Genomic DNA, 22,872 nt, shown 5'->3' with positions numbered 1-22,872 from the left:
TCGAGCTGATCGCCTCGGAGAACTACACCAGCAAGCGCGTCATGCAGGCCCAGGGCAGCGGCCTGACCAACAAGTACGCCGAAGGCTACCCAGGCAAGCGCTACTACGGTGGCTGCGAGTACGTCGACAAGGTCGAGGCGCTGGCGATCGAGCGCGCCAAGCAGCTGTTCGGCGCCGACTACGCCAACGTCCAGCCGCACTCCGGCTCCTCCGCCAACAGCGCCGTCTACCTGGCCCTGCTGCAGCCCGGCGACACCATCCTGGGCATGAGCCTGGCCCATGGCGGTCACCTGACCCACGGCGCCAAGGTGTCGTCCTCGGGCAAGCTGTACAACGCGGTCCAGTACGGCATCGACAACACCACCGGCCTGATCGACTATGACGAAGTCGAGCGCCTGGCGGTCGAGCACAAGCCGAAGATGATCGTCGCCGGCTTCTCCGCCTACTCCAAGACCCTGGATTTCCCACGTTTCCGCGCCATCGCCGACAAAGTGGGCGCACTGCTGTTCGTCGACATGGCCCACGTTGCCGGCCTGGTTGCCGCTGGTCTGTACCCGAACCCGATTCCGTTCGCCGACGTGGTCACCACCACCACTCACAAGACCCTGCGCGGTCCGCGTGGCGGCCTGATCCTGGCCAAGTCCAACGAAGAGATCGAGAAGAAGCTCAACGCTGCCGTCTTCCCGGGCGCCCAGGGCGGCCCGCTGATGCACGTGATCGCCGCCAAGGCCGTGTGCTTCAAGGAAGCGTTGGAGCCTGAATTCAAGACCTATCAGAAGCAGGTCATCGCCAACGCCCAGGCCATGGCCAAGGTGTTCATCGACCGCGGCTACGACGTGGTTTCCGGCGGCACCGACAATCACCTGTTCCTGGTCAGCCTGATCCGTCAGGGCCTGACCGGCAAAGACGCCGACGCCGCCCTGGGTCGCGCCCATATCACTGTCAACAAGAACGCCGTACCTAACGACCCGCAGTCGCCGTTCGTCACCTCGGGCCTGCGCATCGGTACCCCGGCAGTCACCACCCGTGGCTTCAAGGAAGCCCAGTGCGTGGCCCTGGCTGGCTGGATCTGCGATGTGCTGGACAACCTGGGTGATGCCGACGTCGAAGCCGACGTTGCCAAGAACGTCGCCGCCCTGTGCGCGGATTTCCCGGTCTACCGCTGAGTGGAGTAACCAACCATGCAACGCTATTCGGGCTTCGGCCTTTTCAAACACTCCCTCAGCCACCACGAGAACTGGCAGCGCATGTGGCGCACGCCGACGCCGAAGAAGGTGTACGACGTGGTCATCGTCGGCGGTGGCGGCCATGGCCTGGCCACGGCCTACTACCTGGCCAAGGAGCACGGCATCACCAACGTCGCGGTGATCGAGAAGGGTTACCTGGGCGGCGGCAACACCGCCCGTAACACCACCATCGTGCGTTCCAACTACCTGTGGGACGAGTCGGCCAAGCTGTACGAACACGCCATGAAGCTGTGGGAAGGCCTGTCCCAGGACATCAACTACAACGTGATGTTCTCCCAGCGTGGTGTGTACAACCTGTGCCACACCCTGCAGGACATCCGCGATTCCGAGCGTCGGGTCAACGCCAACCGCCTCAATGGCGTGGACGGTGAGCTGCTCAACACCGAGCAGGTCGCCGCCGAAATCCCGTACCTGGACTGCTCGAAGAACACCCGCTACCCGATCCTCGGTGCGACCGTCCAGCGCCGTGGCGGCGTGGCCCGTCACGATGCCGTGGCCTGGGGCTACGCCCGTGCCGCCGACGCCCTGGGCGTCGACCTCATCCAGCAGACCGAAGTGATCGGTTTCCGCAAGGAAAACGGCGCGGTCATCGGCGTGGAAACCAACAAGGGCTTCATTGGCGCCAAGCGCGTCGGTGTGGTCACCGCCGGTAACTCCGGTCACATGGCCAAGTTGGCCGGCTTCCGTCTGCCGCTGGAATCGCACCCGTTGCAGGCGCTGGTATCGGAGCCGATCAAGCCGATCATCGACAGCGTGATCATGTCTAACGCCGTGCACGGCTACATCAGCCAGTCCGACAAAGGCGACCTGGTCATCGGCGCCGGTATCGACGGCTGGGTCGGTTACGGCCAGCGCGGTTCGTACCCGATCATCGAGCACACCATGCAGGCGATCGTCGAGATGTTCCCGATCCTCTCGCGCGTGCGCATGAACCGTCAGTGGGGCGGCATCGTCGACACCTGCCCGGACGCGTGCCCGATCATCTCCAAGACCCCTGTGAAAAACCTGTTCTTCAACTGCGGCTGGGGTACCGGCGGCTTCAAGGCGACCCCGGGTTCGGGCAACGTCTTCGCCGCGAGCCTTGCCAAAGGCGAGATGCACCCATTGGCCAAGCCATTCTCGATCGATCGCTTCTACACCGGCGCGCTGATCGACGAACACGGCGCCGCGGCCGTCGCCCACTAATCGGAGACAATTCGTCATGTTGCATATTTTCTGTCCCCACTGCGGCGAGCTGCGCTCCGAAGAAGAGTTCCACTCCTCCGGCCAGGCGCACATCGCCCGTCCGCTGGACCCTAGCGCCTGCACCGACGAGGAATGGGGTACCTACATGTTCTTCCGCGACAACCTGCGCGGTATTCACCATGAACTGTGGGACCACGTCGCCGGCTGCCGCCAGTACTTCAACGTCACGCGTAACACCGAGACCTACGAGATCCTGGAAACCTACAAGATTGGCGAGAAGCCGCAGGTCACCGCGAACAAGCTGAACCCCGCGCAGTCGGCCGTCAAAGGCCAGGGAGAAAAAGTATGAGCCAGGTCTATCGCCTCGCCAGCGGCGGTCGCATCGATCGCAGCAAGGTCCTGAACTTCACCTTCAACGGCAAGACCTACCAGGGTTATGCCGGTGACAGCCTGGCCGCTGCGCTGCTGGCCAACGGCGTCGACATCGTCGGTCGCAGCTTCAAGTACTCGCGTCCTCGCGGCATCGTCGCCGCAGGCCCGGAAGAGCCTAACGCCATCCTGCAGTTGGGCTCGAGCGAGGCCACCCAGGTGCCGAACGTGCGCGCCACCCAGCAAGCCCTGTACTCGGGCCTGGTTGCCACCAGCACCAACGGCTGGCCGAACGTCAACAACGACGTCATGGGCATCCTTGGCAAGGTCGGCGGCAGCATGATGCCGCCCGGGTTCTACTACAAGACCTTCATGTATCCCAAGTCGTTCTGGATGACTTACGAGAAGTACATCCGTAAAGCGGCAGGCCTTGGCCGTGCTCCGCTGCAGAACGACCCGGACAGCTACGACTACATGAACCAGCACTGCGACGTGCTGATCGTCGGTGCCGGTCCTGCTGGCCTGGCCGCGGCCCTGGCCGCCGGTCGCAGCGGCGCCCGCGTGATCGTCGCCGATGAACAGGAAGAGTTCGGCGGTAGCCTGCTCGACACCCGCGAAACCCTCGACGGCAAGCCTGCTGCGGACTGGGTTGCTGCTGTCGTCGCCGAGCTGCAATCGCTGCCGGAAGTGACCCTGCTGCCTCGCGCCACGGTCAACGGCTACCACGACCACAACTTCCTGACCATCCACGAGCGCATGACCGACCACCTCGGTGACCGCGCCCCGATCGGCCAGGTCCGTCATCGCGTCCACCGCGTGCGTGCCAAGCGTGTGGTACTGGCCACCGGTACCCACGAGCGTCCGCTGGTGTACGGCAACAACGACGTGCCGGGCAACATGCTCGCCGGCGCCATCTCGGTGTACGTGCGCCGTTACGGCGTGGCACCGGGCCGCAAGCTGGTGCTGTCGACCAACAACGATCATGCCTATCGCACCGCTCTGGACTGGCACGACGCCGGCCTGCAAGTGGTCGCCATCGCCGACGCGCGCCACAACCCGCGCGGCTCGCTGGTCGAGGAAGCGCGCGCCAAGGGCATCCGCATCCTGACCTCCAGCGCCGTGATCGAGGCCAAGGGCACCAAGCATGTAACCGGCGCCCGCGTCGCTGCGATCGATGCCGTGGCGCATAAGGTCACCAGCCCAGGCGAATGGCTCGAGTGCGACCTGATCGGCAGCTCCGGGGGCTACAGCCCGGTGGTTCACCTGGCCTCGCACCTGGGCGGTCGTCCGATCTGGCGTGACGACATCCTCGGCTTCGTGCCGGGCGATGCGCCTCAGAAACGTGTCTGCGTGGGTGGCGTGAACGGCGTCTATCCGCTCGGCGACGCGATTGCCGATGGTTTCGAAGGCGGCGTTCAGGCAGCCACCGAAGCAGGCTTCAAGGCGACCGTCGGCACCCTGCCGAAAGTCGTTGCCCGCAAGGAAGAGGCTACCGTGGCGCTGTTTCAGGTGCCGCACGACAAAGGCACTGCCCGTGCGCCGAAGCAGTTCGTCGACCAGCAGAACGACGTCACCGCGGCCGCCATCGAACTGGCCACCCGCGAAGGCTTCGAGTCGGTCGAGCACGTGAAACGCTACACCGCGCTGGGCTTCGGTACCGACCAGGGCAAGCTGGGCAACATCAACGGCCTGGCCATCGCTGCGCGCTCGATGGGTATCACCATCCCGCAGATGGGTACCACCATGTTCCGCCCCAACTACACGCCGGTGACCTTCGGCGCGGTAGCGGGCCGTCACTGTGGCCACCTGTTCGAACCGGTACGCTTCACCGCGCTGCACGCCTGGCACTTGAAGAACGGCGCCGAGTTCGAAGACGTTGGTCAGTGGAAGCGTCCGTGGTACTTCCCTAAAGCCGGCGAAGACATCCATGCCGCCGTGGAGCGTGAGTGCAAGGCCGTGCGTGACAGCGTGGGCCTGCTCGACGCCTCGACCCTGGGCAAGATCGACATCCAGGGCCCGGATGCGCGTGAGTTCCTCAACCGCGTTTACACCAATGCCTGGACCAAGCTCGATGTGGGCAAGGCCCGTTACGGCCTGATGTGCAAAGAAGACGGCATGGTCTTCGACGACGGCGTGACCGCCTGCGTCGGCGACAACCACTTCATCATGACCACCACCACCGGCGGCGCTGCCCGCGTATTGCAGTGGCTGGAGCTGTACCACCAGACCGAATGGCCGGACCTGAAGGTGTACTTCACCTCCGTGACCGACCACTGGGCCACCATGACCCTGTCGGGCCCCAACAGCCGCAAGCTGCTGGCCGAGCTGACCGACATCGACCTGGACAAAGAAGCCTTCCCGTTCATGAGCTGGAAGGAAGGCCTGGTCGGCGGTGTGCCGGCCCGGGTGTTCCGTATCTCGTTCACCGGTGAGCTGTCGTACGAGATCAACGTCCAGGCCAACTACGCCATGGGCGTGCTGGAGCAGATCGTCGAGGCGGGCAAGAAGTACAACCTGACCCCGTACGGCACCGAGACCATGCACGTGCTGCGCGCCGAGAAGGGCTTCATCATCGTCGGTCAGGACACCGACGGCTCGATGAACCCGGACGACCTGAACATGGGCTGGTGTGTCGGTCGCAACAAGCCGTTCTCCTGGATCGGCGCACGCGGCATGACCCGTTCGGACTGCCTGCGCGAAGACCGCAAGCAACTGGTGGGCCTCAAGCCTGTCGACCCGACCAAGTGGCTGCCCGAAGGCGCCCAGCTGGTGTTCGACCCGAATCAGCCGATCCCGATGGACATGGTCGGTCACGTGACCTCCAGCTATGCCTCCAACTCCCTGGGCTATTCGTTCGCCATGGGTGTGGTCAAAGGCGGCCTCAAGCGTATGGGCGAGCGTGTCTACTCGCCGCAGGCTGACGGCAGCGTGATCGAGGCAGAGATCGTGTCTTCGGTGTTCTTCGATCCGAAGGGTGAGCGGCAGAACGTCTAAGGCCCCCGCAAGGCAGTGCTGGATCTTGTGGGAGCGGGTTTACCCGCGAATGCGATGTTGGCCTCACCGGCCCATTCGCGGGCAAGCCCGCTTCCACAGGTTCGGCGCCGTTCGGCACAACAGAATTCAAGGCAGGTAAGAAATGAGCGTAATCAACGTCTTCCAGCAAAATCCGGGCTCCAACGCCCGGGCCGAGTCGCCACTGCACCACGCTGACCTGGCCAGCCTGGTCGGCAAGGGCCGCAAGAACGCAGGCGTGACCCTGCGCGAGCACAAGTTCCTCGGCCACCTGACGATCCGTGGCGATGGCCACGACGCCGCCTTCGCCGCAGGCGTAAAGAAGGCCCTCGGCCTGGAGCTGCCGGTCGCCCTGACCGTGGTCGCCAACGACGAGATGTCGCTGCAGTGGGTCGGCCCGGATGAGTGGCTGCTGATCGTCCCGGGCGGTCAGGAGTTCGCCATCGAGCAGAAGCTGCGTGAGGCCCTCGACGGCCAGCACATCCAGGTGGTCAACGTCAGCGGCGGGCAGACGCTGCTTGAGCTGCGCGGCCCCAACGTGCGCGACGTGCTGATGAAATCCACCAGCTATGATGTACACCCGAACAATTTCCCGGTCGGCAAGGCCGTCGGCACCGTGTTCGCCAAGTCGCAACTGGTGATCCGCCGCACCGCCGAAGACACCTGGGAACTGGTGATCCGCCGCAGCTTCTCCGATTACTGGTGGCTGTGGCTGCAGGACGCTTCGGCCGAGTACGGCCTGGCCATCGAGGCTTAAAAAGGAGAACAAGCATGAGTCGGGCACCGGACACCTGGATTCTCACTGCCGACTGCCCGAGCATGCTCGGCACCGTCGACGTAGTGACGCGTTACCTCTACGAGCAGCGCTGCTACGTCACGGAGCACCACTCCTTCGACGACCGGCTCTCGGGGCGGTTCTTCATTCGCGTGGAGTTCCGCCAGCCGGACGACTTCGACGAGGCGGGCTTCCGGGCCGGCCTTGCCGAGCGCAGTGACGCCTTCGGCATGACCTTCGAGCTCACCGCGCCCAATCACCGCCCCAAGGTGGTGATCATGGTCTCCAAGGCCGACCACTGCCTGAACGACCTGCTGTATCGCCAGCGCATCGGCCAACTGGCCATGGACGTGGTGGCGGTGGTGTCCAACCACCCCGACCTCGAACCCCTGGCGCAGTGGCACAAGATTCCTTACTACCACTTTGCCCTGGACCCGAAGGACAAACCTGCCCAGGAGCGCAAGGTGCTGCAGGTGATCGAGGAGACCGGCGCGGAGCTGGTGATTCTCGCCCGCTACATGCAGGTGCTGTCGCCTGAGCTGTGCCGCCGCCTGGACGGCTGGGCGATCAACATCCACCACTCCTTGCTGCCCGGCTTCAAGGGCGCCAAACCGTACCACCAGGCCTACAACAAGGGCGTGAAGATGGTCGGCGCCACGGCCCACTACATCAACAACGACCTGGACGAAGGCCCGATCATCGCCCAGGGCGTCGAGGTGGTGGACCACAGTCACTACCCTGAGGACCTGATCGCCAAGGGGCGCGACATCGAGTGCCTGACCCTGGCGCGGGCGGTGGGGTACCACATCGAGCGCCGGGTGTTCCTCAACGCCAATCGCACCGTGGTGCTCTGACAGTCCTCATTGTCTTGTTCGCGGGTAAGCCCGCTCCCACAGGTTCTGCGTAGCCTTGTGTGGGGGCGGGCTTACCCGCGAATGGATTCACCCTTTTTAACCTGCCGTTAACAGGCAATCCTCTGTCGCTTCCAGTCACTGCGACAAGTTGTATCAGGCCCACAATTCCCTGCATTCCAGTAACACATGCCGCCCACGGAAGGCGGCGCTTTCCACCGCTGCATAAATACAAATCAAGCGAGGTAAGAGCATGTCTGGTAATCGTGGAGTGGTGTATCTCGGTGCCGGTAAGGTCGAGGTGCAGAAGATTGACTACCCCAAAATGCAGGACCCACGCGGCAAGAAAATCGAGCACGGCGTGATCCTGAAGGTGGTCTCCACCAACATCTGCGGCTCCGACCAGCACATGGTCCGTGGCCGTACCACCGCCCAGGTCGGCCTGGTCCTCGGCCACGAAATCACGGGTGAAATCGTCGAGAAGGGCCGCGATGTCGAACGCCTGCAGATCGGCGACCTGGTATCCGTTCCGTTCAACGTCGCCTGCGGTCGTTGCCGTTCCTGCAAAGAGATGCACACCGGTGTCTGCCTCACCGTCAACCCGGCCCGCGCCGGTGGTGCCTACGGTTATGTCGACATGGGCGACTGGACCGGCGGCCAGGCCGAATACGTGCTGGTGCCGTACGCTGACTTCAACTTGCTGAAACTGCCCGATCGCGACAAGGCCATGGCGAAGATCCGTGACCTGACTTGCTTGTCCGATATCCTGCCGACCGGTTACCACGGCGCCGTGACTGCCGGCGTTGGCCCAGGCAGCACCGTCTACGTGGCCGGTGCCGGCCCGGTCGGTTTGGCTGCCGCTGCCTCTGCGCGCCTGCTGGGCGCGGCCTGCGTCATCGTCGGTGACCTGAACCCGGCTCGCCTGGCCCACGCCAAGGCCCAGGGCTTCGAAGTGGTCGACCTGTCCAAGGACACCCCGCTGCACGAGCAGATCGTCGATATCCTCGGTGAACCGGAAGTGGACTGCGCCATCGACGCCGTCGGCTTCGAAGCCCGTGGCCATGGCCATGAAGGTGCCAAGCATGAGGCGCCGGCTACCGTCTTGAACTCCCTGATGCAGGTGACCCGCGTTGCCGGCAACATCGGTATTCCAGGCCTGTACGTGACCGAAGACCCGGGCGCGGTCGATGCTGCCGCCAAGATCGGTGCTCTGAGCATCCGCTTCGGCCTGGGCTGGGCGAAATCGCACAGTTTCCACACTGGCCAGACCCCGACCATGAAGTACAACCGCCAGCTGATGCAGGCGATCATGTGGGACCGTATCAACATTGCCGAAGTGGTTGGCGTGCAGGTGATCAACCTGGACCAAGCGCCGCAAGGCTACGGCGAGTTCGATGCAGGCGTACCGAAGAAGTTCGTGATCGACCCGCACAAGATGTGGGGCGCGGCTTAACCTTCAGACTCAACGCCCCTGCGGGGGCGTTGTGCTTTAAGCGGCTTCAGTCACAAGGCCTTGGCAGGCCGATAACCGGCCTGGAACAAACCCCTGCAGCTCCAGTCCAATGCCTCGTTTCCCCGGCCATCCCGGCCGACGAGGTCCCTCCCGATGAAAGCATTCACCCTGGCAACCCTGATGACCCTGGCCGCAAGCCCGGTGTTCGCCTTCAATTTGAGCGATGCGGCCAATGCCGTGTCGGCGATGCAGAACCAGAATTCAACTCAACAGGGTCAGGTACAGGCTCCAGCGGGCCAGGCCAACCTGCTCAATACCTTGGGTAGCGAGCTGAAGATCACCCCTGAGCAGGCCATTGGCGGCGCCGGTGCGATGCTGGGGCTGGCGCGCAACAACTTGAGCGAAGCCGACTATGGCCAGCTGACCCAGGCCGTGCCCGGCCTGGACCTGCTTTCCGGCGCCAACGCCCTGGGTGGGCTGAGCGGTCTGGGTGAGTTGCTCGGCAAGAGCAGCGAGAGCCCATCGCCTTTGAGCAATGCGTTGGGCAACGTCGAGAACCGCAGCGATCTGGATAACGCCTTCAGGTTGCTGGGCATGGATACGAACATGATCGGCCAGTTTGCCCCGCTGATCCTTCAGTACCTGGGCCAGCAGGGCCTTGCCGGGTCGCTGTTGCAGAATCTGGGAAGCCTGTGGATGACCCCTGCGGCGCCAGCGGCCGTTCCGTCTGTTTGAGCTTTCTCCATGGGTGTGCACGGGCTGAGCCCGTGCCCTCTACCGAGGCGTTTGCTTCGCGGGTAAACCTGTTTTCACAAGGTCACCGCCAGCCCTAGTGGACCCCGTCATGACTCAGCAGGATCACCGCCAGCCCTGTGGGAGCGGGTTTACCCGCGAATACGATGGCCGAGTCACCACCTTGTCGCCGGTAAGATCCGCTCCCCCAAAAGGGCAGTGGCGCATCAGGCCGCTTCGGAGAAATCCACCAGGCGCATCGGGCGGCGGAAGCCGGAGGTGAGCACTGCCAGATAAGCCAGGCCCAGGGCGAACCAGCACAGGCCAATCACCAAGGTTAGCGCCGACAGGCTGGTCCACAGCCACAGGGTCAGGCCCAGACCGACCAGCGGCACCACGCCATAGCACGCCAGGCCCTTGAGGTTGCGGTGGGTGCGCTCGTTGATCAGGTGGGTGCGCACCACTGCCAGGTTGACGGCCGAGAACGCCACCAGGGCGCCGAAGCTGATCAGCGATGCCAATGTGGCCAGGTCGATCACCAGGGCCAGCAGCGAGAATGCTGACACCAGCACGATGGCGAACACCGGGGTGCCGAAGCGCGGCGACAGCTGGCCGAAGGTGCGCTGTGGCAGCACCTTGTCGCGGCCCATGGTGTAGAGAATGCGCGACACCGCCGCCTGGGACGCCAGGGCCGAGCCCAGGCTGCCGGCGACGAAGGCTGCGGTGAAGAAGTTGGCCAGGAACTGGCCGCCAGCCTTGAACATCACTTCGTTGGCCGCGGCATCGGCATTGGCGAACGTGCTGCCTGGCAGCACCAGTTGGCTGATATAGGCCAGCAGGGTGAACAGCAGGCCGGCGCCAAGGGTGGTGAGGATGATGGCGCGGGGTACGTCGCGGCGGGCGTCACGGGTTTCCTCGGCCAGCGTCGAGACCGCATCGAAGCCCAGGAACGACAGGCACAGCACTGCCGCACCGGCCATCAGGTGACCGAAGCCTGGCTGGCTGCCATCGCCCAGCAGCGGCGAGAGCAGGTCAACCGGCTGGCCTAGCAGCGACTGGTAGGACAAGGCCACGAACACCCCGATGAAGACGATCTGCGCGCCGACGATCAGGTTGCTGGCCTTGGCCACCGAATGGATGCCGACCACGTTGAGCACGGTCACCAGGGCAATCGAGGCCAAGACAATGGTCCAGGCCGGAATGGCCGGGAAGGCGATGTTCAAGAACAGGCCGATGAGCAGGTAATTGATCATCGGGATGAACAGGTAGTCGAGCAGCAACGACCAGCCGGCCAGGAAGCCTACGTTGGGACCGAACGCCAGGTTGGTGTAGGAGTAGGCCGAGCCTGCCACCGGGAAGCGCTTGACCATGAAACTGTAGGACGTGGCGGTGAACAGCATCGCCAGCAGGGTCACCAGGTAGGCGCCAGCGGTGCGGCCCCCGGTGATTTCGGTGACGATTCCGTAGGTGGTGAAGATGGTCAACGGGACCATGTACACCAGGCCGAAGAACACCAGGGCGGGCAGCCCGAGGACGCGGCGAAGTTGGGCGGGAGCTGCCTCGGCAGCGGGGCGAGGTTGTTTGGCCATCGATCGATCCAAGCATTTTTGTAGTTGTGCGTTGATCGATTTTTATCCACCTGGGTAGGTGAAGACAAACAAAGAGTTGCTAATGTCGATTATAAATCTGGATTTTAATCGGCATCTTATTGTGTACAGCCCACGGTAGACGCGGGCTTGCTCTGCAGCAGGGACCGCCCAGGCCACGCACCTCTTAGCGCATTTCGGCGCGCAACTGCTCGATGCGCTGGTCCTTTTCGACCCACAGCTGGTTCACCCAAGCCTGCACGGTCTGGCGGAATGCCGGATCGTTCTCGTAATCACCCGCGCACAGCGCCGGGTCCAGTTCACGCACGCGGATGTCGATGATCACCCGGCTGATGTTGCCGCTGAGCAGGTCCCAGAACCCCGGCGCCCTGTTGCCGGGATAGACGATGGTGACGTCCAGCAGGGCGTCGAGCTGCTCGCCCAGCGCGGCCAGTACGAACGCCACGCCACCTGCCTTGGGCTTGAGCAGATGCTGGTAGGGCGATTGCTGGGCCTGACGCTTGGCCTCGCTGAAGCGCGTGCCTTCGAGGTAGTTGACCACGGTCACCGGTTGGCGCTTGAACAGCTCGCAGGCCGCCTTGGTGATCTCCAGATCCTTGCCCTTGAGCTCCGGGTGCTTGTCCAGGAAAGCCTTGCTGTAGCGCTTCATGAAGGGGTAGTCCAGCGCCCACCAGGCCAGGCCCAGCAGCGGAACCCAGATCAGCTCTTTCTTGAGGAAGAACTTGAAGAACGGCACCCGGCGGTTGAGGCTCTCGATCAGGGCCGGGATGTCCACCCAGCTCTGGTGGTTGCTCACGCACAGGTAGGAGGTGTCCTGGCGCAGCTTCTCGATGCCGCGGATGTCCCAACGGGTCGGGATGCACAGGGCGAAGATCGCCTTGTCGATTTCCGACCAGGTCTCGGCGATCCACATCACCGCCCAGGAGGCATAGTCGCGGCCACGCCCCGGCAGCACCAGTTTGAGCAGGGCGAACACCATCAGCGGACAGATCAACACCAGGGTGTTGAGCAGCAGCAGGACAGTGGTGAGGATGCCGGTGAGCAGGCGACGCATAAAGAGACTCTTGTTGTGGGATAAAAACGGTTGGCAATGATAAGTGGGGCACCGGCCTTCGCCAAATGCGCATTGGCCAATTACTGGGACAAATGTTTCACATTGTGTTGGATAAGCTGTGACAACGAACCTATCGTGCCCGGGTAGTCTAAGTGCTGTCCCACCTCAAGGAAGCCTAACCTGTGAAATCACTGCTTGCCCTGCTGTCGATCCTCGCCCTTCCGGTCATGGCCGCCGAGCCAACCCTGTATGGCCGCTACGAGAACATTGCCCTGCCGGAGCTTGGCGAAACCCTCAAGGCCAAGATGGACACCGGTGCCTACACCGCCTCGCTGTCGGCCAAGGACATCGAGCTGTTCACCCGCGATGGCAATGAGTGGGTGCGTTTCCGTCTGGCGACCAAGAACGCCGACGGCAAGGTCTACGAACATGAGCTGTCGCGCATCAGCAAGATCAAGAACCGCGTAGACGAGGACGAAGAAGGGGACGTCCCGGAAGTCTCCAAGCGTCCAGTGATCGATTTGGAGCTGTGCCTGGGTGACGTCAAACGCACGGTGGAGGTCAACTTGGTCGACCGCAGCCACTTCAACTACCCACTGCTGATCGGCTCCAAGGCCCTGAAAGAGTTCAAGGCGGCGGTGAACCCGGCCAAGAAGTTCACCGCCGGCAAGCCGGACTGCTAGTTCAGACGTATGCACCGGCGTTGCCGGTGTTGGGAACCCGCTCCCACTGGGCTGGCAATGAACCCTGTGGGCGCGGCGTGCCCCATGAAGCGGTCCGCACTTGGCCCAATGCCCCCACAGGGGTTGCGTGATGCCTGCTGATCACCTACAAGTCCAGCATTTGTCCCAGCAAGGCCGGACGCCATGCCCCACATTCTCATCGTCGAAGACGAATCCGCCATTGCCGATACGTTGGTCTATGCCTTGCAGGCCGATGGCCACAGCACCGACTGGGTGACGCTCGGTAGCGCAGCCCTGGAGCAGCAGCGTCTGCATCCTGCGGACCTGGTGATTCTCGACATCGGCCTGCCGGACATCAGCGGTTTCGAAACTTGTCGGCAGTTGCGCCGTTTCAGCGACGTACCGGTGATGTTCCTCAGTGCCCGCGATGCCGAAATCGACCGGGTGGTGGGGCTCGAAATCGGCGCCGACGATTACGTGGTCAAGCCGTTCAGCCCGCGGGAAGTGGCCGCGCGCGTCAGAGCGATCCTCAAGCGCATGGTGCCCCAGGCCCAGGCTTCGGCCCAGGCCACGGTGTTCCAGCTCGACACCTTGCGCATGCAGATCAGCTACCACGCCCAGCCGCTGGCCCTGACCCGTCATGAATTTCGTCTGTTGCAATGTTTGCTGGAGCAACCCCGGCGGGTGTTCAGCCGCGAGCAACTGCTCGATGCGGTGGGGGTGGCCTCCGATGCCGGTTATGACCGTACCATCGACAGTCATATCAAGAGCCTGCGTGCCAAGCTGCGCCAGGTCGCTGCCGATGCCGAGCCCATCCAGACCCATCGTGGCCTGGGTTACAGCTATAGCCCGGATCACGCCTGATGCGCCTGGGCATCCGCATCTTCCTGGTGTATTTCCTGTTCGTCGGGTTGTCTGGTTACTTCCTGCTCAGTACCGTGCGCGAACAGATCCGCCCGGTCGTGCGCCAGTCCTCCGAGGAGACCCTCGTGGACACTGCCAACCTGCTCGCGGAAATTCTCCATGACGACGTCAAAGCCGGCACTCTGAGCCAAAGCCGGCTGCCTCAGGTATTGGCGTCTTACGGCGAGCGCCGCCCAGGCGCGCAGATCTGGGGGCTGGCGAAGAACCAGGTCAGCCACCGCATCTATGTCACTGATGCCAAGGGGACCGTGCTGCTGGACTCCAGCGGCCAAGACGTGGGCAAGGACTACTCACGCTGGAACGATGTCTACCTCACCCTGCGCGGCCAGTACGGCGCGCGCTCCACGCGCAGCGATCCGGCTGACGAAACCACCTCGGTGATGCACGTGGCGGCGCCGATCCTCGACCAGGGCCGGATCATCGGCGTGGTGACGGTGGCCAAGCCCAACAGCTCGCTGCAACCCTACATCGACCGGGCCGAGCAGCGGCTGCTGAACCTGGGCCTGGGCCTGATCGGCCTTGGCCTGTTGGTGGGGGCGGCGCTGTCGTGGTGGTTGGCGCGCTCGCTGCGCCGGCTGACGCGCTATGCCCAGGCCGTCAGCGAGGGCCAGCGCGCAGCCTTGCCCCACTACAAAGGGGGCGAGTTGGGGCAGTTGGCCACAGCGGTAGAGCGCATGCGGACCCAGCTCGAAGGAAAGGCCTATGTCGAGCGCTACGTGCACACCCTGACCCATGAACTCAAGAGCCCGCTGGCGGCGATCCGTGGGGCCTCCGAGCTGCTTCAGGGTGATATGCCGCAAGACCTGCGGATGCGTTTTGCCAGCAACATCGAGCGCGAGAGCGGGCGCTTGCAACAGATGATCGAGCGCTTGCTCAACCTGGCGAGGGTCGAGCAGATGCAGACATTGGAAGACGAACAGTATGTCGCCTTGGCGGCGCTGATCGATGAGTTGCTGTTGAGCCATGCGGCGCGCATTGAACGCGCGAGCTTGCAGGTTCGCCAGCGGGTGCCGGTGGAGCTGAGGTTGCTGTGTGATCCTTTCCTGATGCGTCAGGCGCTGGCCAACCTGCTGGACAATGCGCTGGATTTCTCGCCGGCAGGCGCAGCGTTGTTGTTCGAGTTGGAACGCGACGGCGAACGGGTGGCGCTGAGTGCGTTCAACCAGGGCGAGCCGATCCCTGATTACGCCATCGGGCGCGTCAGCGAGCGCTTCTATTCGCTGCCACGGCCAGGCAGCGGGCGCAAGAGTACGGGGCTGGGGCTTAACTTCGTGGCGGAGGTGATGCAGCTGCATGGCGGCGCGTTGGCCGTGGAGAACGTCGAGGGTGGGGTGCGCGTGCGGTTGTGGTTGCCGGCGCGACGTGTGAATTGAGCGGACGGTCTTCTGCCCAGCCCCTTCGCGAGCACAGGTGTTGCTGAAAACACCACCCAATCTCCACACGCACTTCACAAAGGCTCCACGCAGTGGTTCCACACTGCGCCCATCGCAAACGGAGCCCTAGCCCATGACCAAAACCTTGAGTTTCAAGCTCGGCATGATTGCCCTGCTGATGCTGCTGTTGTTGATTCCACTGTTGATGATCGGTGGCCTGATCGGTGAACGACAGGCCTTGCGCGACAGCGTGTTGCAGGACATCGCCCAAAGCTCAAGCTTCAGCCAGCAGATCAGCGGCCCGCTGCTGGTGGTGCCCTACCGCAAGTATGAGCGGCGCTGGATCGAGAAGAACGGCCAGAGCGTCCAGGAGACCATCACGCTCAATGGCCAACTGTACTTCCTGCCTGAAACCTTCGACGTAGACAGCGATATCGACACCGAACTGCGCGCCCGGGGCATCTACCAGGCCCGGTTGTTCCACGCCAAGAGCAGGGTGAGCGGTCGTTTCAAGCTCCCGACGCGCTGGGGTATCGAGAAGGATTGGGAGGACTACCGCTTCGACAGGCCCTACCTGGTGGTGGGCATCAGTGATATTCGCGGTATCGAGCACGCCCTGACGCTGACGCTGGATGATCAGCGCCTGCCGTTCGAACCCGGCACTGGCCTGGATTGGCTGGGCGGGGGCGTACATGTCGCCTTGCCGATGCTCGAGGGTGGCCAGGCCCGTGAGTTCACCTATGGCTTCGACCTGGCTTTGCAGGGGACTGGCCAGTTACATGTCGTGCCGGTGGGGCGCAGCAGCAGTGTGGACATGCGCGCCAACTGGCCGCACCCAAGCTTTGTCGGCAATTACCTGCCCAGCCGTCGGGAAATACACGGTCAGGGTTTCGAGGCCCATTGGCAGACCTCGTTCTTCGCCACCAACCTTGAGGATGCGCTGCGCCAATGTGCCGGCCAGGGTCAGTGCACCGATTTCAATGCGCGCGCCTTTGGCGTCAGTTTCGTCGATCCGGTGGACCAGTACCTCAAGAGTGAGCGGGCAATCAAGTATGCGCTGTTGTTCATCGCCCTGACCTTCGCGGGCTTCTTCCTGTTCGAGGTGCTAAAGAACCTCAGCGTGCATCCGGTGCAGTACATGCTGGTGGGGGTGGCGCTGGCCTTGTTCTACTTGTTGTTGCTGTCTTTGTCCGAACACCTGGGCTTTGGCCTGGCCTATGGACTGTCGGCCTCGGCGTGCGTGCTGCTGATCGGCTTCTACCTGAGCCATGTGCTGGGCAGCGTGAGGCGGGGGATCGGCTTTGCGGCGGGGCTAGGGGGATTGTATGGGCTGCTCTTCGGCCTGCTCAGCGCCGAGGACTATGCGCTGCTGATGGGCTCGCTGCTGTGCTTTGGCCTGCTTGGTGTGTTCATGGTGCTGACCCGCCGCCTGGACTGGGCGCGGGTGGGGAGAGCGGCATGAGGGAGGATCGAGAAACGGGGCGTTGGTTGGCCTATCGAATCGGGATGCTTGTTCTGTGGCATCGGGATGAGGTTTTCGCGAGTGAACCCGCTCCCACAGGGCTGGCGGCAATCCGTGTGGGAGTGGGTTTATCCGTGGACAGGCCCGTCAGATCACAGGAGCCGTTGCAGCCATCGACGGCCGCTTGAGCACCTCGGCATACCAAGCGGCAAGCCCTGGCTGCTGCTCACGCCAGCCGAACTGCGGCTGGCGCAGGTCCAGGTAGCCCAGTGCACAGGCCACGCCGATGGCGGCGATGTCGAAGGTCGAGGCGAGCTCCGCCAAGTGCGCCTGCTCCAGGTTGGCCAGGCTGCGGCGGATCTTCTCGCCTTGGGCCTGGACCCAGCCGTCCCAGCGTTTGTCTTCCGGACGCAGGAAGGTCTCGTAACGGGTCGAGACCGCCGCATCCATGATCGCATCGGCCTGGGAGGCCAAGGTTAGGCGCCGCCAGCGGGCAGAGCCTTCGCGGGGGATCAGCGGGTTGCCGACGTGCTGCAGGTCGAGGTACTCGCAGATCACCCGGCTGTCGTGCAATACCGCGCCGTCTTCCAGGCGCAGCGCCGGGATCTTGCCGATCGGGTTGTCTTGGTTGAGCTGGTCATCGCCATTCACAGGGCTGACGTTGACGGCTTGCAAGGTCACGCGGTCGAGCTGACCGGTCTCGTGCAGCACGACCATTACCTTGCGCACGAACGGCGAGAGCGGCGAGTGGAACAGGGTCATCGGCGTCATGGCCAGGCCTCAGTTGCCTTGCAGGCTTGGGGGCAGGCAGACGCCGGTGCCAGCGATGCCGCAGTAGCCGTCGGGGTTCTTGGCCAGGTACTGCTGGTGGTAGGCCTCGGCGAAGTACACGGTCGGCGCTTGGTCGATCTCTGTGGTGATCTCGCCGAAACCGGCCTTGCTCAGCTCGGCCTGGAAGGCGTCACGGCTGGCCTTGGCCTGTTCGAGTTGCTCGGGGCTGGTGCAGTAGATTGCCGAGCGATACTGGGTGCCGATGTCGTTGCCCTGGCGCATGCCCTGGGTCGGGTTGTGCAGTTCCCAGAACATCGCCAGCAGCTCGCGATAGCTCACTTTGTCCTTGTCGAACACCACCAGCACCACTTCGGTGTGGCCGGTCAGGCCCGAGCAGACTTCTTCGTAGGTCGGGTTGGGGGTGAAGCCGCCGGCATAGCCGACCACGGTGCTGACCACGCCTTCGCGCTGCCAGAAACGCCGTTCGGCGCCCCAGAAGCAGCCCAGGCCGAAGATGGCGAAATCGATGCTGCCCTCGAAGAAGGGGCCCAGCAGCGGCGTGTCCTTGAACACGTAGTGGAACTCGGGCAGGGGCATCGGGGTGTCGCGACCAGGCAGTGCCTGTTCCGCGGTAGGCATGACGTTTTTGTTCACCAGGATTTCCGAACGCAGGACCATGGCCGTTCCTCTGTATGTCAGGTAGATGAGTGTTGACCGCTTCGCGGGTAAACCCGCTCCCACATCAGCAGCGTCGTGCCTACGGAAGTGGGCGCACCGTGAAATGGCTCGAATGGGGCTTATAGTGCCCGAGCTTGGCGTCGCTGTCAGGCCACCGGGCCACGTGGATATCGCTTGAGCCGCTCGGCCAGTTCGCGCCCCGGAATCGGCTTGTCGAACAGGTAGCCTTGGCCGACATCGCAGCGATGCCGCCGCAGGAAAGCCAATTGCTCGGCGGTCTCGATGCCTTCGGCAACCACCTTGAGCTTGAGGTTGTGAGCCATGGCCACCACCGCCGAGGTGATTTCCATATCGTCCTGGTTGTCGGGGATCTCGTTGATGAAGCTGCGGTCGATTTTGATGATGTCGATCGGAAACTTCTTCAGGTAGCTCAGCGATGAATAGCCGGTGCCGAAGTCGTCCATGGCCAGGATCAAGCCGAGGGCCTTGAGCTCGTCGAGCTGGCGGTGGGTATCGACGGTCGCTTCCAGCAGCAGGCCCTCGGTCAGTTCCAGCTCCAGCAGGTGCGGTGGCAGGGCTTCTTCCTTGAGGATGGTGCCGATCGAGGCCACCAGCTCCGGGTCGGAGAACTGCTTGGGCGACAGATTGATGGCCACGTGCAGGTTGCCCAGGCCGACCTGGCTCAAGTGCTGGCTCATGCGGCAAGCCTGGCGCACGACCCATTTACCGATCGGGATGATCAGCCCGGTTTCCTCGGCGACGCTAATGAACTGGTCGGGGCGGATCATGCCTTTTTCGGGATGGTTCCAGCGCAGCAGGGCCTCCAGGCCCAGCAGGCGGCCGCTGCGTAGGCACAGCTTGGGCTGGTAGAACACCTCCAGCTCGTTCTGCGTCAGGGCGCGGCGCAGGTTGTTCTCCACGAACAGCTTGTAACTGGCCTCGGCATTGAGCAATTCGGTGAAAACCTGGACCTGGTGCTTGCCGTTGGCTTTGGCCTTGTGCAGGGCAAGGCCTGCGTTCTTCATCAGACTTTGCGGGTCGCTGCCGTGCAGGGGGGCACAAGCCAGGCCCACCGAGGCGGTGACGTTGATCAGCTGGTTGTCGACGAACATGGGTTTGTCGAGGGTGTGCAACAGTTGCTGGGCCACTTGCTGGCCGGTCTCCAGGCTCGCATCGTCGAGCAGCACGGCGAATTCGTTGCTGGCAAAGCGCGCCAGGATATCGCTGCTGCCCAGGCTGTTGCGCAGGCGCCGGGCCAGGCTGACCAGAAGCTTGTCGCCGGTCTGATGGCCGAGGCTGTCGTTGATCCGCTTGAAGTTATCGATGTCCACCAGCAGCAGGCACAGGGGCCGGTCGCCGATGTGTTCGAAGCGCTCATCGAGGTTGCGGATGAACGAGGGACGGTTGCCCAGGTTGGTCAGGTTGTCCGTGTAGGCCAGGCGTTCGATGCGCTGCTGGGCCAGCTTGCTTTGGGTGATGTCTTCGTAGATGCCGATGTAGTGCGTCAGCTCGCGGTTGTCGCCGAAGACCTTGGAAATCGACAACTGGCCCCAGTAGGGTTCCAGGCTCTTGCGTCGGCTCTTGAACTCGCCTTGCCAGCTGTTGCCCATGGCCAGGCTCGAGGGCGAGTGGAACAGCAGCTCGCTCAGGTTCTCCAGCGCGGGCAGTTCTGCCAGATGGCGCCCCTGCACTTCATCGGTGCTGTACTGGGTGATGGCGGTGAAGCTTGGGTTGACGTATTCCACCACGCCGTCGCGGTTGACCAGCAAGAAGGCACTGGCGCTCTGCTCCACGGCCCGCTGGAACAGGTGCAGGGCACTGGCCGCCGTGCGTCGATTGTGGTTGGTGATCACCTGGGCGACTTGGTCGGCCAGTTCCCCGGCGAAGGCGATTTCGTCGGCCTGCCAGGCACGGGCCTTGCCGATCTGTTCCAGGCACAGCACGCCAACGACCTGGCCATCGACGCGAATGCTGGCGTCGAGCATGGCATTGTTGGTCGCTGCGTACAGGGTCTCGGCCATGTCGCGGGTGCGAGGGTCCTGGCCGGCGTTATGGGCATCGATGGCGCGGCTGGCGTGCAGGGCATCGAGGTAGTCCGGGAAACAGCTGGCATCGATGGGCTGGGGCAAGTAGTGACGCTGATCCAGGCTGTGCCAGGCACTGATCGGTTCCAGATGCTGATCCTGCAGATGCCAGAGGCTGGCGCAATCGACCTTGTAGATTTCGCAGGCACTGCGGGTGATCAGCTCGGCCGCCTCCTGCAAGGAGTTTTCAGCGCTGTAGCGCTGCCGGGCCAGGCGCAGGATAAGGTCCTGCTGGGCGCGCACACGCTCAAGGTGCAGCAGCTGCTCCTGCTGGGCGCGCTGGTTGAGCTGCAAGGCCAGTTGCAGACGGCTGTTGCGAGACTCCAGGTCGTCCTCGCCAAGCTCTGGCTCCTGGTCCTGCTGATCATCGAGCACCATGAGATAGCCGCGCAACAGTTGGCGGTTGTGCTGGCGGTAGGCTTCGCCGATCTCCAGCAAGCGCAAGGCTGCGCCGCTGGTGTGCAGGGTGTAGCGGATCCGGTAGTGGTTACGCTGTGCCAATTGCAGCTGGATCTCGTCATGCAGCCTGTAGCGCGCCTCTGGCTCCATGAGGCTGGCATAGGGTGAGCCGATCAGGGCGCAGAGGTCGGCGGCAGGCAGGCCGAACTGGCGCTCGCAGGCAGGATCCAGATAGAGCATCGCCCAGCTGGCTTCGTTGAGCCGTTCGAAACGCAGCATGCCGAGCCGTGAAGGCACGGGGAGCTGCGTGACGACCTCGGCCGCCACTCGGCTGGCGGCATCGGGTTGGCTTTTCATCGAAGACTCGCTTGAAAGGGCGGTTGGCGCGGCGGGCCACGAGCTATGCGGCGGTGCCTAGGGCAAGGTTGCATCATGTCCCGAGGGCTGGCAAGCGGCCATGCGGGAAGCTATGTACAGCTTGTCGGCGGTTGTACGGAAATCTGAAGTCCAGAAGGGGTGGTGGGAGCGGGTTCGCCTGCGAAGGGCTGCGAGTTTGAAGGCGTATTCGCGTCCTTGGCATCAGGCAAAAAAAGCCCCGCCAGAGTGGCGGGGTTGAGGTACGAGCGTGGCAGCTCGAAACAGGCTTGCCTCACCCCGTAGAGGGTGAGGCAAGGGGCTGCGTTACAGCAGCATGGTGCGGATGTCCGCCAGCACGTCGCCCAGACGCTTGGTGAAGCGCGCGGCGGCGGCGCCGTTGATCACACGGTGATCGTAGGACAGCGACAGCGGCAGCATCAGCTTGGGCTGGAACGCCTTGCCATCCCAGACCGGCTGCATGGTAGCCTTGGAGACACCCAGGATCGCCACCTCAGGCGCGTTGACGATCGGCGTGAAGCCGGTGCCGCCAATGTGGCCGAGGCTGGAGATGGTGAAGCAGGCGCCCTGCATCTCGTCGGAGGACAGCTTCTTGGTGCGGGCCTTCTCGGCCAGCGCCGCGGCTTCGGCAGCCAGCTGCAGCAGGCTCTTCTGGTCGACGTTCTTGATCACAGGGACCAGCAGGCCGTCCGGAGTGTCCACGGCGAAGCCGATGTGCACGTACTTCTTGCGGATGATCGCCTTGCCGCTGGGTGCCAGCGAGCTGTTGAAGTCCGGCAGTTCCTTGAGCAGGAAGGCGCAGGCCTTGAGCAGCAGCGGCAGGACGGTCAGCTTCACGCCAGCCTTCTCGGCCACGGCCTTCTGCGCAACGCGGAAGGCTTCCAGCTCGGTGATGTCGGCGGAGTCGAACTGGGTGACGTGCGGCACGTTCAGCCAGCTGCGGTGCAGGTTGGCGGCACCGACCTGCATCAGGCGGGTCAGGGCGACTTCTTCCACTTCACCGAACTTGCTGAAGTCCACAGCCGGGATCGGCGGGATGCCTGCACCACCGGTCGCGCCAGCGGCTGGAGCTTCCTTGGCTTTCTGCATCATGGCCTTGACGTAGACTTGCACGTCTTCTTTCAGGATACGGCCGTGCGGACCGGTCGCGGCGACCGCGCCCAGGTCGACGCCGAATTCACGGGCCAGCAGACGCACGGCAGGGCCAGCATGGACCTTGGCGTTGCTGCCAGCAGCCGGCGCGGTGGCGACCGGAGCCGGTGCAGCAGCCGCAGCTGGCGCTGCAGCAGGCGCGGCGGCTGGCGCCGACTCGGCCTTGGCAGGGGCCGGTGCGGCAGCGGCTGGAGCGGCAGCCGGGGCGGCGCCCGCGACTTCCAGCTTCAGGATCAGGTCACCGGTGCCGACTTCGTCGTCCAGCTTGGCGATCACTTCCTTCACCACGCCAGCGGCGGGGGATGGGATCTCCATGGAGGCCTTGTCGGACTCCAGGGTGATCAGCGACTGGTCGGCTTCGACGGTGTCGCCGGCCTTGACCAGTACTTCGATGATCTTGGCCTTGCCCGACGAGCCGATATCCGGCACATGGATGTCCTGAACGCTGGCGGCAGCAGGCGCAGCAGCCGGGGCAGGGGCGGCGGCTGGCGCAGGTGCGGCAGCCGGTTGCTCTGCGGCAGCCGGGGCAGCAGCGGCCGGAGCCTCGGGCGCCGCGGCGGCGCCCTCGACTTCCAGGACCATCAGCTCGTCGCCTTCTTTCAGGCGATCACCCAGCTTGACTTTCAGTTCCTTGATCACGCCGGCCTTGGGTGCTGGGATCTCCATGGAGGCCTTGTCGGACTCCA

General features: G+C 63.7%; 18 protein-coding genes. 12 read left to right on the top strand and 6 right to left on the bottom strand.

Annotated features, from left to right (window positions below):
- The 8 genes from glyA to HMPREF3173_RS06595 form a co-directional block, all read left to right on the top strand.
- Positions 1–1,166, top strand: a 1,166-nt coding sequence (glyA, locus tag HMPREF3173_RS06630; RefSeq protein WP_256544055.1) for a serine hydroxymethyltransferase, incomplete at its 5' end; no start/stop codon positions are given.
- Between the two features lie 15 nt (positions 1,167–1,181).
- Positions 1,182–2,432 carry a sarcosine oxidase subunit beta family protein gene (locus tag HMPREF3173_RS06625; RefSeq protein WP_043211104.1) on the top strand — a complete coding sequence of 417 codons (1,251 nt, stop codon included), beginning with the start codon at positions 1,182–1,184 and terminating at the stop codon, positions 2,430–2,432.
- A gap of 16 nt (positions 2,433–2,448) precedes the next feature.
- Positions 2,449–2,781 carry a sarcosine oxidase subunit delta gene (locus HMPREF3173_RS06620; protein WP_043211106.1) on the top strand — a complete coding sequence of 111 codons (333 nt, stop codon included), beginning with the start codon at positions 2,449–2,451 and terminating at the stop codon, positions 2,779–2,781.
- Positions 2,778–5,795, top strand: a complete 3,018-nt coding sequence (locus tag HMPREF3173_RS06615; RefSeq protein WP_043211107.1) for a sarcosine oxidase subunit alpha — start codon at positions 2,778–2,780, stop codon at positions 5,793–5,795. The genes HMPREF3173_RS06620 and HMPREF3173_RS06615 overlap by 4 nt, the downstream gene beginning before the upstream one ends.
- A 142-nt stretch (positions 5,796–5,937) precedes the next feature.
- Positions 5,938–6,570 carry a sarcosine oxidase subunit gamma gene (locus tag HMPREF3173_RS06610; protein WP_070571986.1) on the top strand — a complete coding sequence of 211 codons (633 nt, stop codon included), beginning with the start codon at positions 5,938–5,940 and terminating at the stop codon, positions 6,568–6,570.
- A 14-nt stretch (positions 6,571–6,584) separates the two neighbouring features.
- Positions 6,585–7,442: a formyltetrahydrofolate deformylase gene (gene purU, locus HMPREF3173_RS06605; protein ID WP_043211119.1), complete on the top strand. Its 858-nt coding sequence runs from the start codon at positions 6,585–6,587 to the stop codon at positions 7,440–7,442.
- Between the two features lie 250 nt (positions 7,443–7,692).
- Positions 7,693–8,892: a formaldehyde dehydrogenase, glutathione-independent gene (gene fdhA / locus HMPREF3173_RS06600; protein WP_043211122.1), complete on the top strand. Its 1,200-nt coding sequence runs from the start codon at positions 7,693–7,695 to the stop codon at positions 8,890–8,892.
- Positions 8,893–9,045: 153 nt separating this feature from the next.
- Positions 9,046–9,627 carry a DUF2780 domain-containing protein gene (locus HMPREF3173_RS06595; RefSeq protein ID WP_043211124.1) on the top strand — a complete coding sequence of 194 codons (582 nt, stop codon included), beginning with the start codon at positions 9,046–9,048 and terminating at the stop codon, positions 9,625–9,627.
- A 224-nt stretch (positions 9,628–9,851) separates the two neighbouring features.
- Here the strand turns inward: HMPREF3173_RS06595 and HMPREF3173_RS06590 are convergent, their stop codons facing one another.
- Together HMPREF3173_RS06590 and HMPREF3173_RS06585 are read right to left on the bottom strand one after the other, a co-directional pair.
- Positions 9,852–11,213 (bottom strand): APC family permease, encoded by a 1,362-nt coding sequence (locus HMPREF3173_RS06590; RefSeq protein WP_070571985.1) that lies wholly within the window; start codon positions 11,211–11,213, stop codon positions 9,852–9,854.
- A gap of 184 nt (positions 11,214–11,397) precedes the next feature.
- Positions 11,398–12,285 carry an acyltransferase gene (locus HMPREF3173_RS06585; protein WP_043212591.1) on the bottom strand — a complete coding sequence of 296 codons (888 nt, stop codon included), beginning with the start codon at positions 12,283–12,285 and terminating at the stop codon, positions 11,398–11,400.
- Positions 12,286–12,467: 182 nt separating this feature from the next.
- On the opposite strand from HMPREF3173_RS06585, the gene HMPREF3173_RS06580 reads away from it, so the two are divergent.
- From HMPREF3173_RS06580 to creD, 4 genes are all read left to right on the top strand, one after another.
- Positions 12,468–12,968: a retropepsin-like aspartic peptidase RloA2 gene (locus HMPREF3173_RS06580; protein ID WP_043212593.1), complete on the top strand. Its 501-nt coding sequence runs from the start codon at positions 12,468–12,470 to the stop codon at positions 12,966–12,968.
- Between the two features lie 183 nt (positions 12,969–13,151).
- Complete coding sequence (gene creB, locus HMPREF3173_RS06575; protein ID WP_070571984.1) at positions 13,152–13,832, top strand: two-component system response regulator CreB; 681 nt, start codon at positions 13,152–13,154, stop codon at positions 13,830–13,832.
- Entirely contained in the window at positions 13,832–15,265 is a 1,434-nt protein-coding gene (gene creC, locus HMPREF3173_RS06570) for a two-component system sensor histidine kinase CreC (RefSeq protein WP_070571983.1), read from the top strand. Before creB ends, creC begins: the two co-directional genes overlap by 1 nt.
- Before the next feature lie 133 nt (positions 15,266–15,398).
- Entirely contained in the window at positions 15,399–16,727 is a 1,329-nt protein-coding gene (creD, locus tag HMPREF3173_RS06565) for a cell envelope integrity protein CreD (RefSeq protein WP_070571982.1), read from the top strand.
- Positions 16,728–16,874: 147 nt separating this feature from the next.
- On the opposite strand, the gene HMPREF3173_RS06560 is transcribed toward creD, so the two are convergent.
- The 4 genes from HMPREF3173_RS06560 to aceF all read right to left on the bottom strand — a co-directional run.
- Positions 16,875–17,498, bottom strand: coding sequence for a glutathione S-transferase (locus HMPREF3173_RS06560; protein WP_070571981.1), 624 nt, complete (start codon positions 17,496–17,498; stop codon positions 16,875–16,877).
- Between the two features lie 9 nt (positions 17,499–17,507).
- Complete coding sequence (gene msrA / locus HMPREF3173_RS06555) at positions 17,508–18,176, bottom strand: peptide-methionine (S)-S-oxide reductase MsrA (RefSeq protein ID WP_070571980.1); 669 nt, start codon at positions 18,174–18,176, stop codon at positions 17,508–17,510.
- 146 nt (positions 18,177–18,322) lie between these two features.
- A complete protein-coding gene (locus HMPREF3173_RS06550) occupies positions 18,323–21,016 on the bottom strand; it encodes an EAL domain-containing protein (protein WP_070571979.1) in 2,694 nt (897 codons plus the stop codon).
- 324 nt (positions 21,017–21,340) lie between these two features.
- Positions 21,341–22,872: dihydrolipoyllysine-residue acetyltransferase (gene aceF / locus HMPREF3173_RS06545; protein WP_256544046.1), on the bottom strand; the 1,532-nt coding region annotated here is incomplete at its 5' end.

The organism is Pseudomonas sp. HMSC08G10, from assembly GCF_001808425.1.
GTDB lineage: Bacteria > Pseudomonadota > Gammaproteobacteria > Pseudomonadales > Pseudomonadaceae > Aquipseudomonas > Aquipseudomonas guariconensis.
The sequence above is the reverse complement of the archived record's forward strand: the minus strand, read 5'-3'. Positions and strand labels throughout refer to the sequence as shown.

Bases quoted from the DNA above. Each gene is read 5' to 3' on its own strand.
- HMPREF3173_RS06595 (WP_043211124.1), top strand. From the start codon at position 9,046: ATGAAAGCATTCACCCTGGCAACCCTGATGACCCTGGCCGCAAGCCCG.
- HMPREF3173_RS06585 (WP_043212591.1), bottom strand. From the start codon at position 12,285: ATGCGTCGCCTGCTCACCGGCATCCTCACCACTGTCCTGCTGCTGCTC.
- creB (WP_070571984.1), top strand. From the start codon at position 13,152: ATGCCCCACATTCTCATCGTCGAAGACGAATCCGCCATTGCCGATACG.
- creD (WP_070571982.1), top strand. From the start codon at position 15,399: ATGACCAAAACCTTGAGTTTCAAGCTCGGCATGATTGCCCTGCTGATG.
- HMPREF3173_RS06620 (WP_043211106.1), top strand. From the start codon at position 2,449: ATGTTGCATATTTTCTGTCCCCACTGCGGCGAGCTGCGCTCCGAAGAA.
- creC (WP_070571983.1), top strand. From the start codon at position 13,832: ATGCGCCTGGGCATCCGCATCTTCCTGGTGTATTTCCTGTTCGTCGGG.
- purU (WP_043211119.1), top strand. From the start codon at position 6,585: ATGAGTCGGGCACCGGACACCTGGATTCTCACTGCCGACTGCCCGAGC.
- HMPREF3173_RS06550 (WP_070571979.1), bottom strand. From the start codon at position 21,016: ATGAAAAGCCAACCCGATGCCGCCAGCCGAGTGGCGGCCGAGGTCGTC.
- HMPREF3173_RS06560 (WP_070571981.1), bottom strand. From the start codon at position 17,498: ATGACGCCGATGACCCTGTTCCACTCGCCGCTCTCGCCGTTCGTGCGC.
- fdhA (WP_043211122.1), top strand. From the start codon at position 7,693: ATGTCTGGTAATCGTGGAGTGGTGTATCTCGGTGCCGGTAAGGTCGAG.
- msrA (WP_070571980.1), bottom strand. From the start codon at position 18,176: ATGGTCCTGCGTTCGGAAATCCTGGTGAACAAAAACGTCATGCCTACC.
- HMPREF3173_RS06610 (WP_070571986.1), top strand. From the start codon at position 5,938: ATGAGCGTAATCAACGTCTTCCAGCAAAATCCGGGCTCCAACGCCCGG.
- HMPREF3173_RS06615 (WP_043211107.1), top strand. From the start codon at position 2,778: ATGAGCCAGGTCTATCGCCTCGCCAGCGGCGGTCGCATCGATCGCAGC.
- HMPREF3173_RS06590 (WP_070571985.1), bottom strand. From the start codon at position 11,213: ATGGCCAAACAACCTCGCCCCGCTGCCGAGGCAGCTCCCGCCCAACTT.
- HMPREF3173_RS06625 (WP_043211104.1), top strand. From the start codon at position 1,182: ATGCAACGCTATTCGGGCTTCGGCCTTTTCAAACACTCCCTCAGCCAC.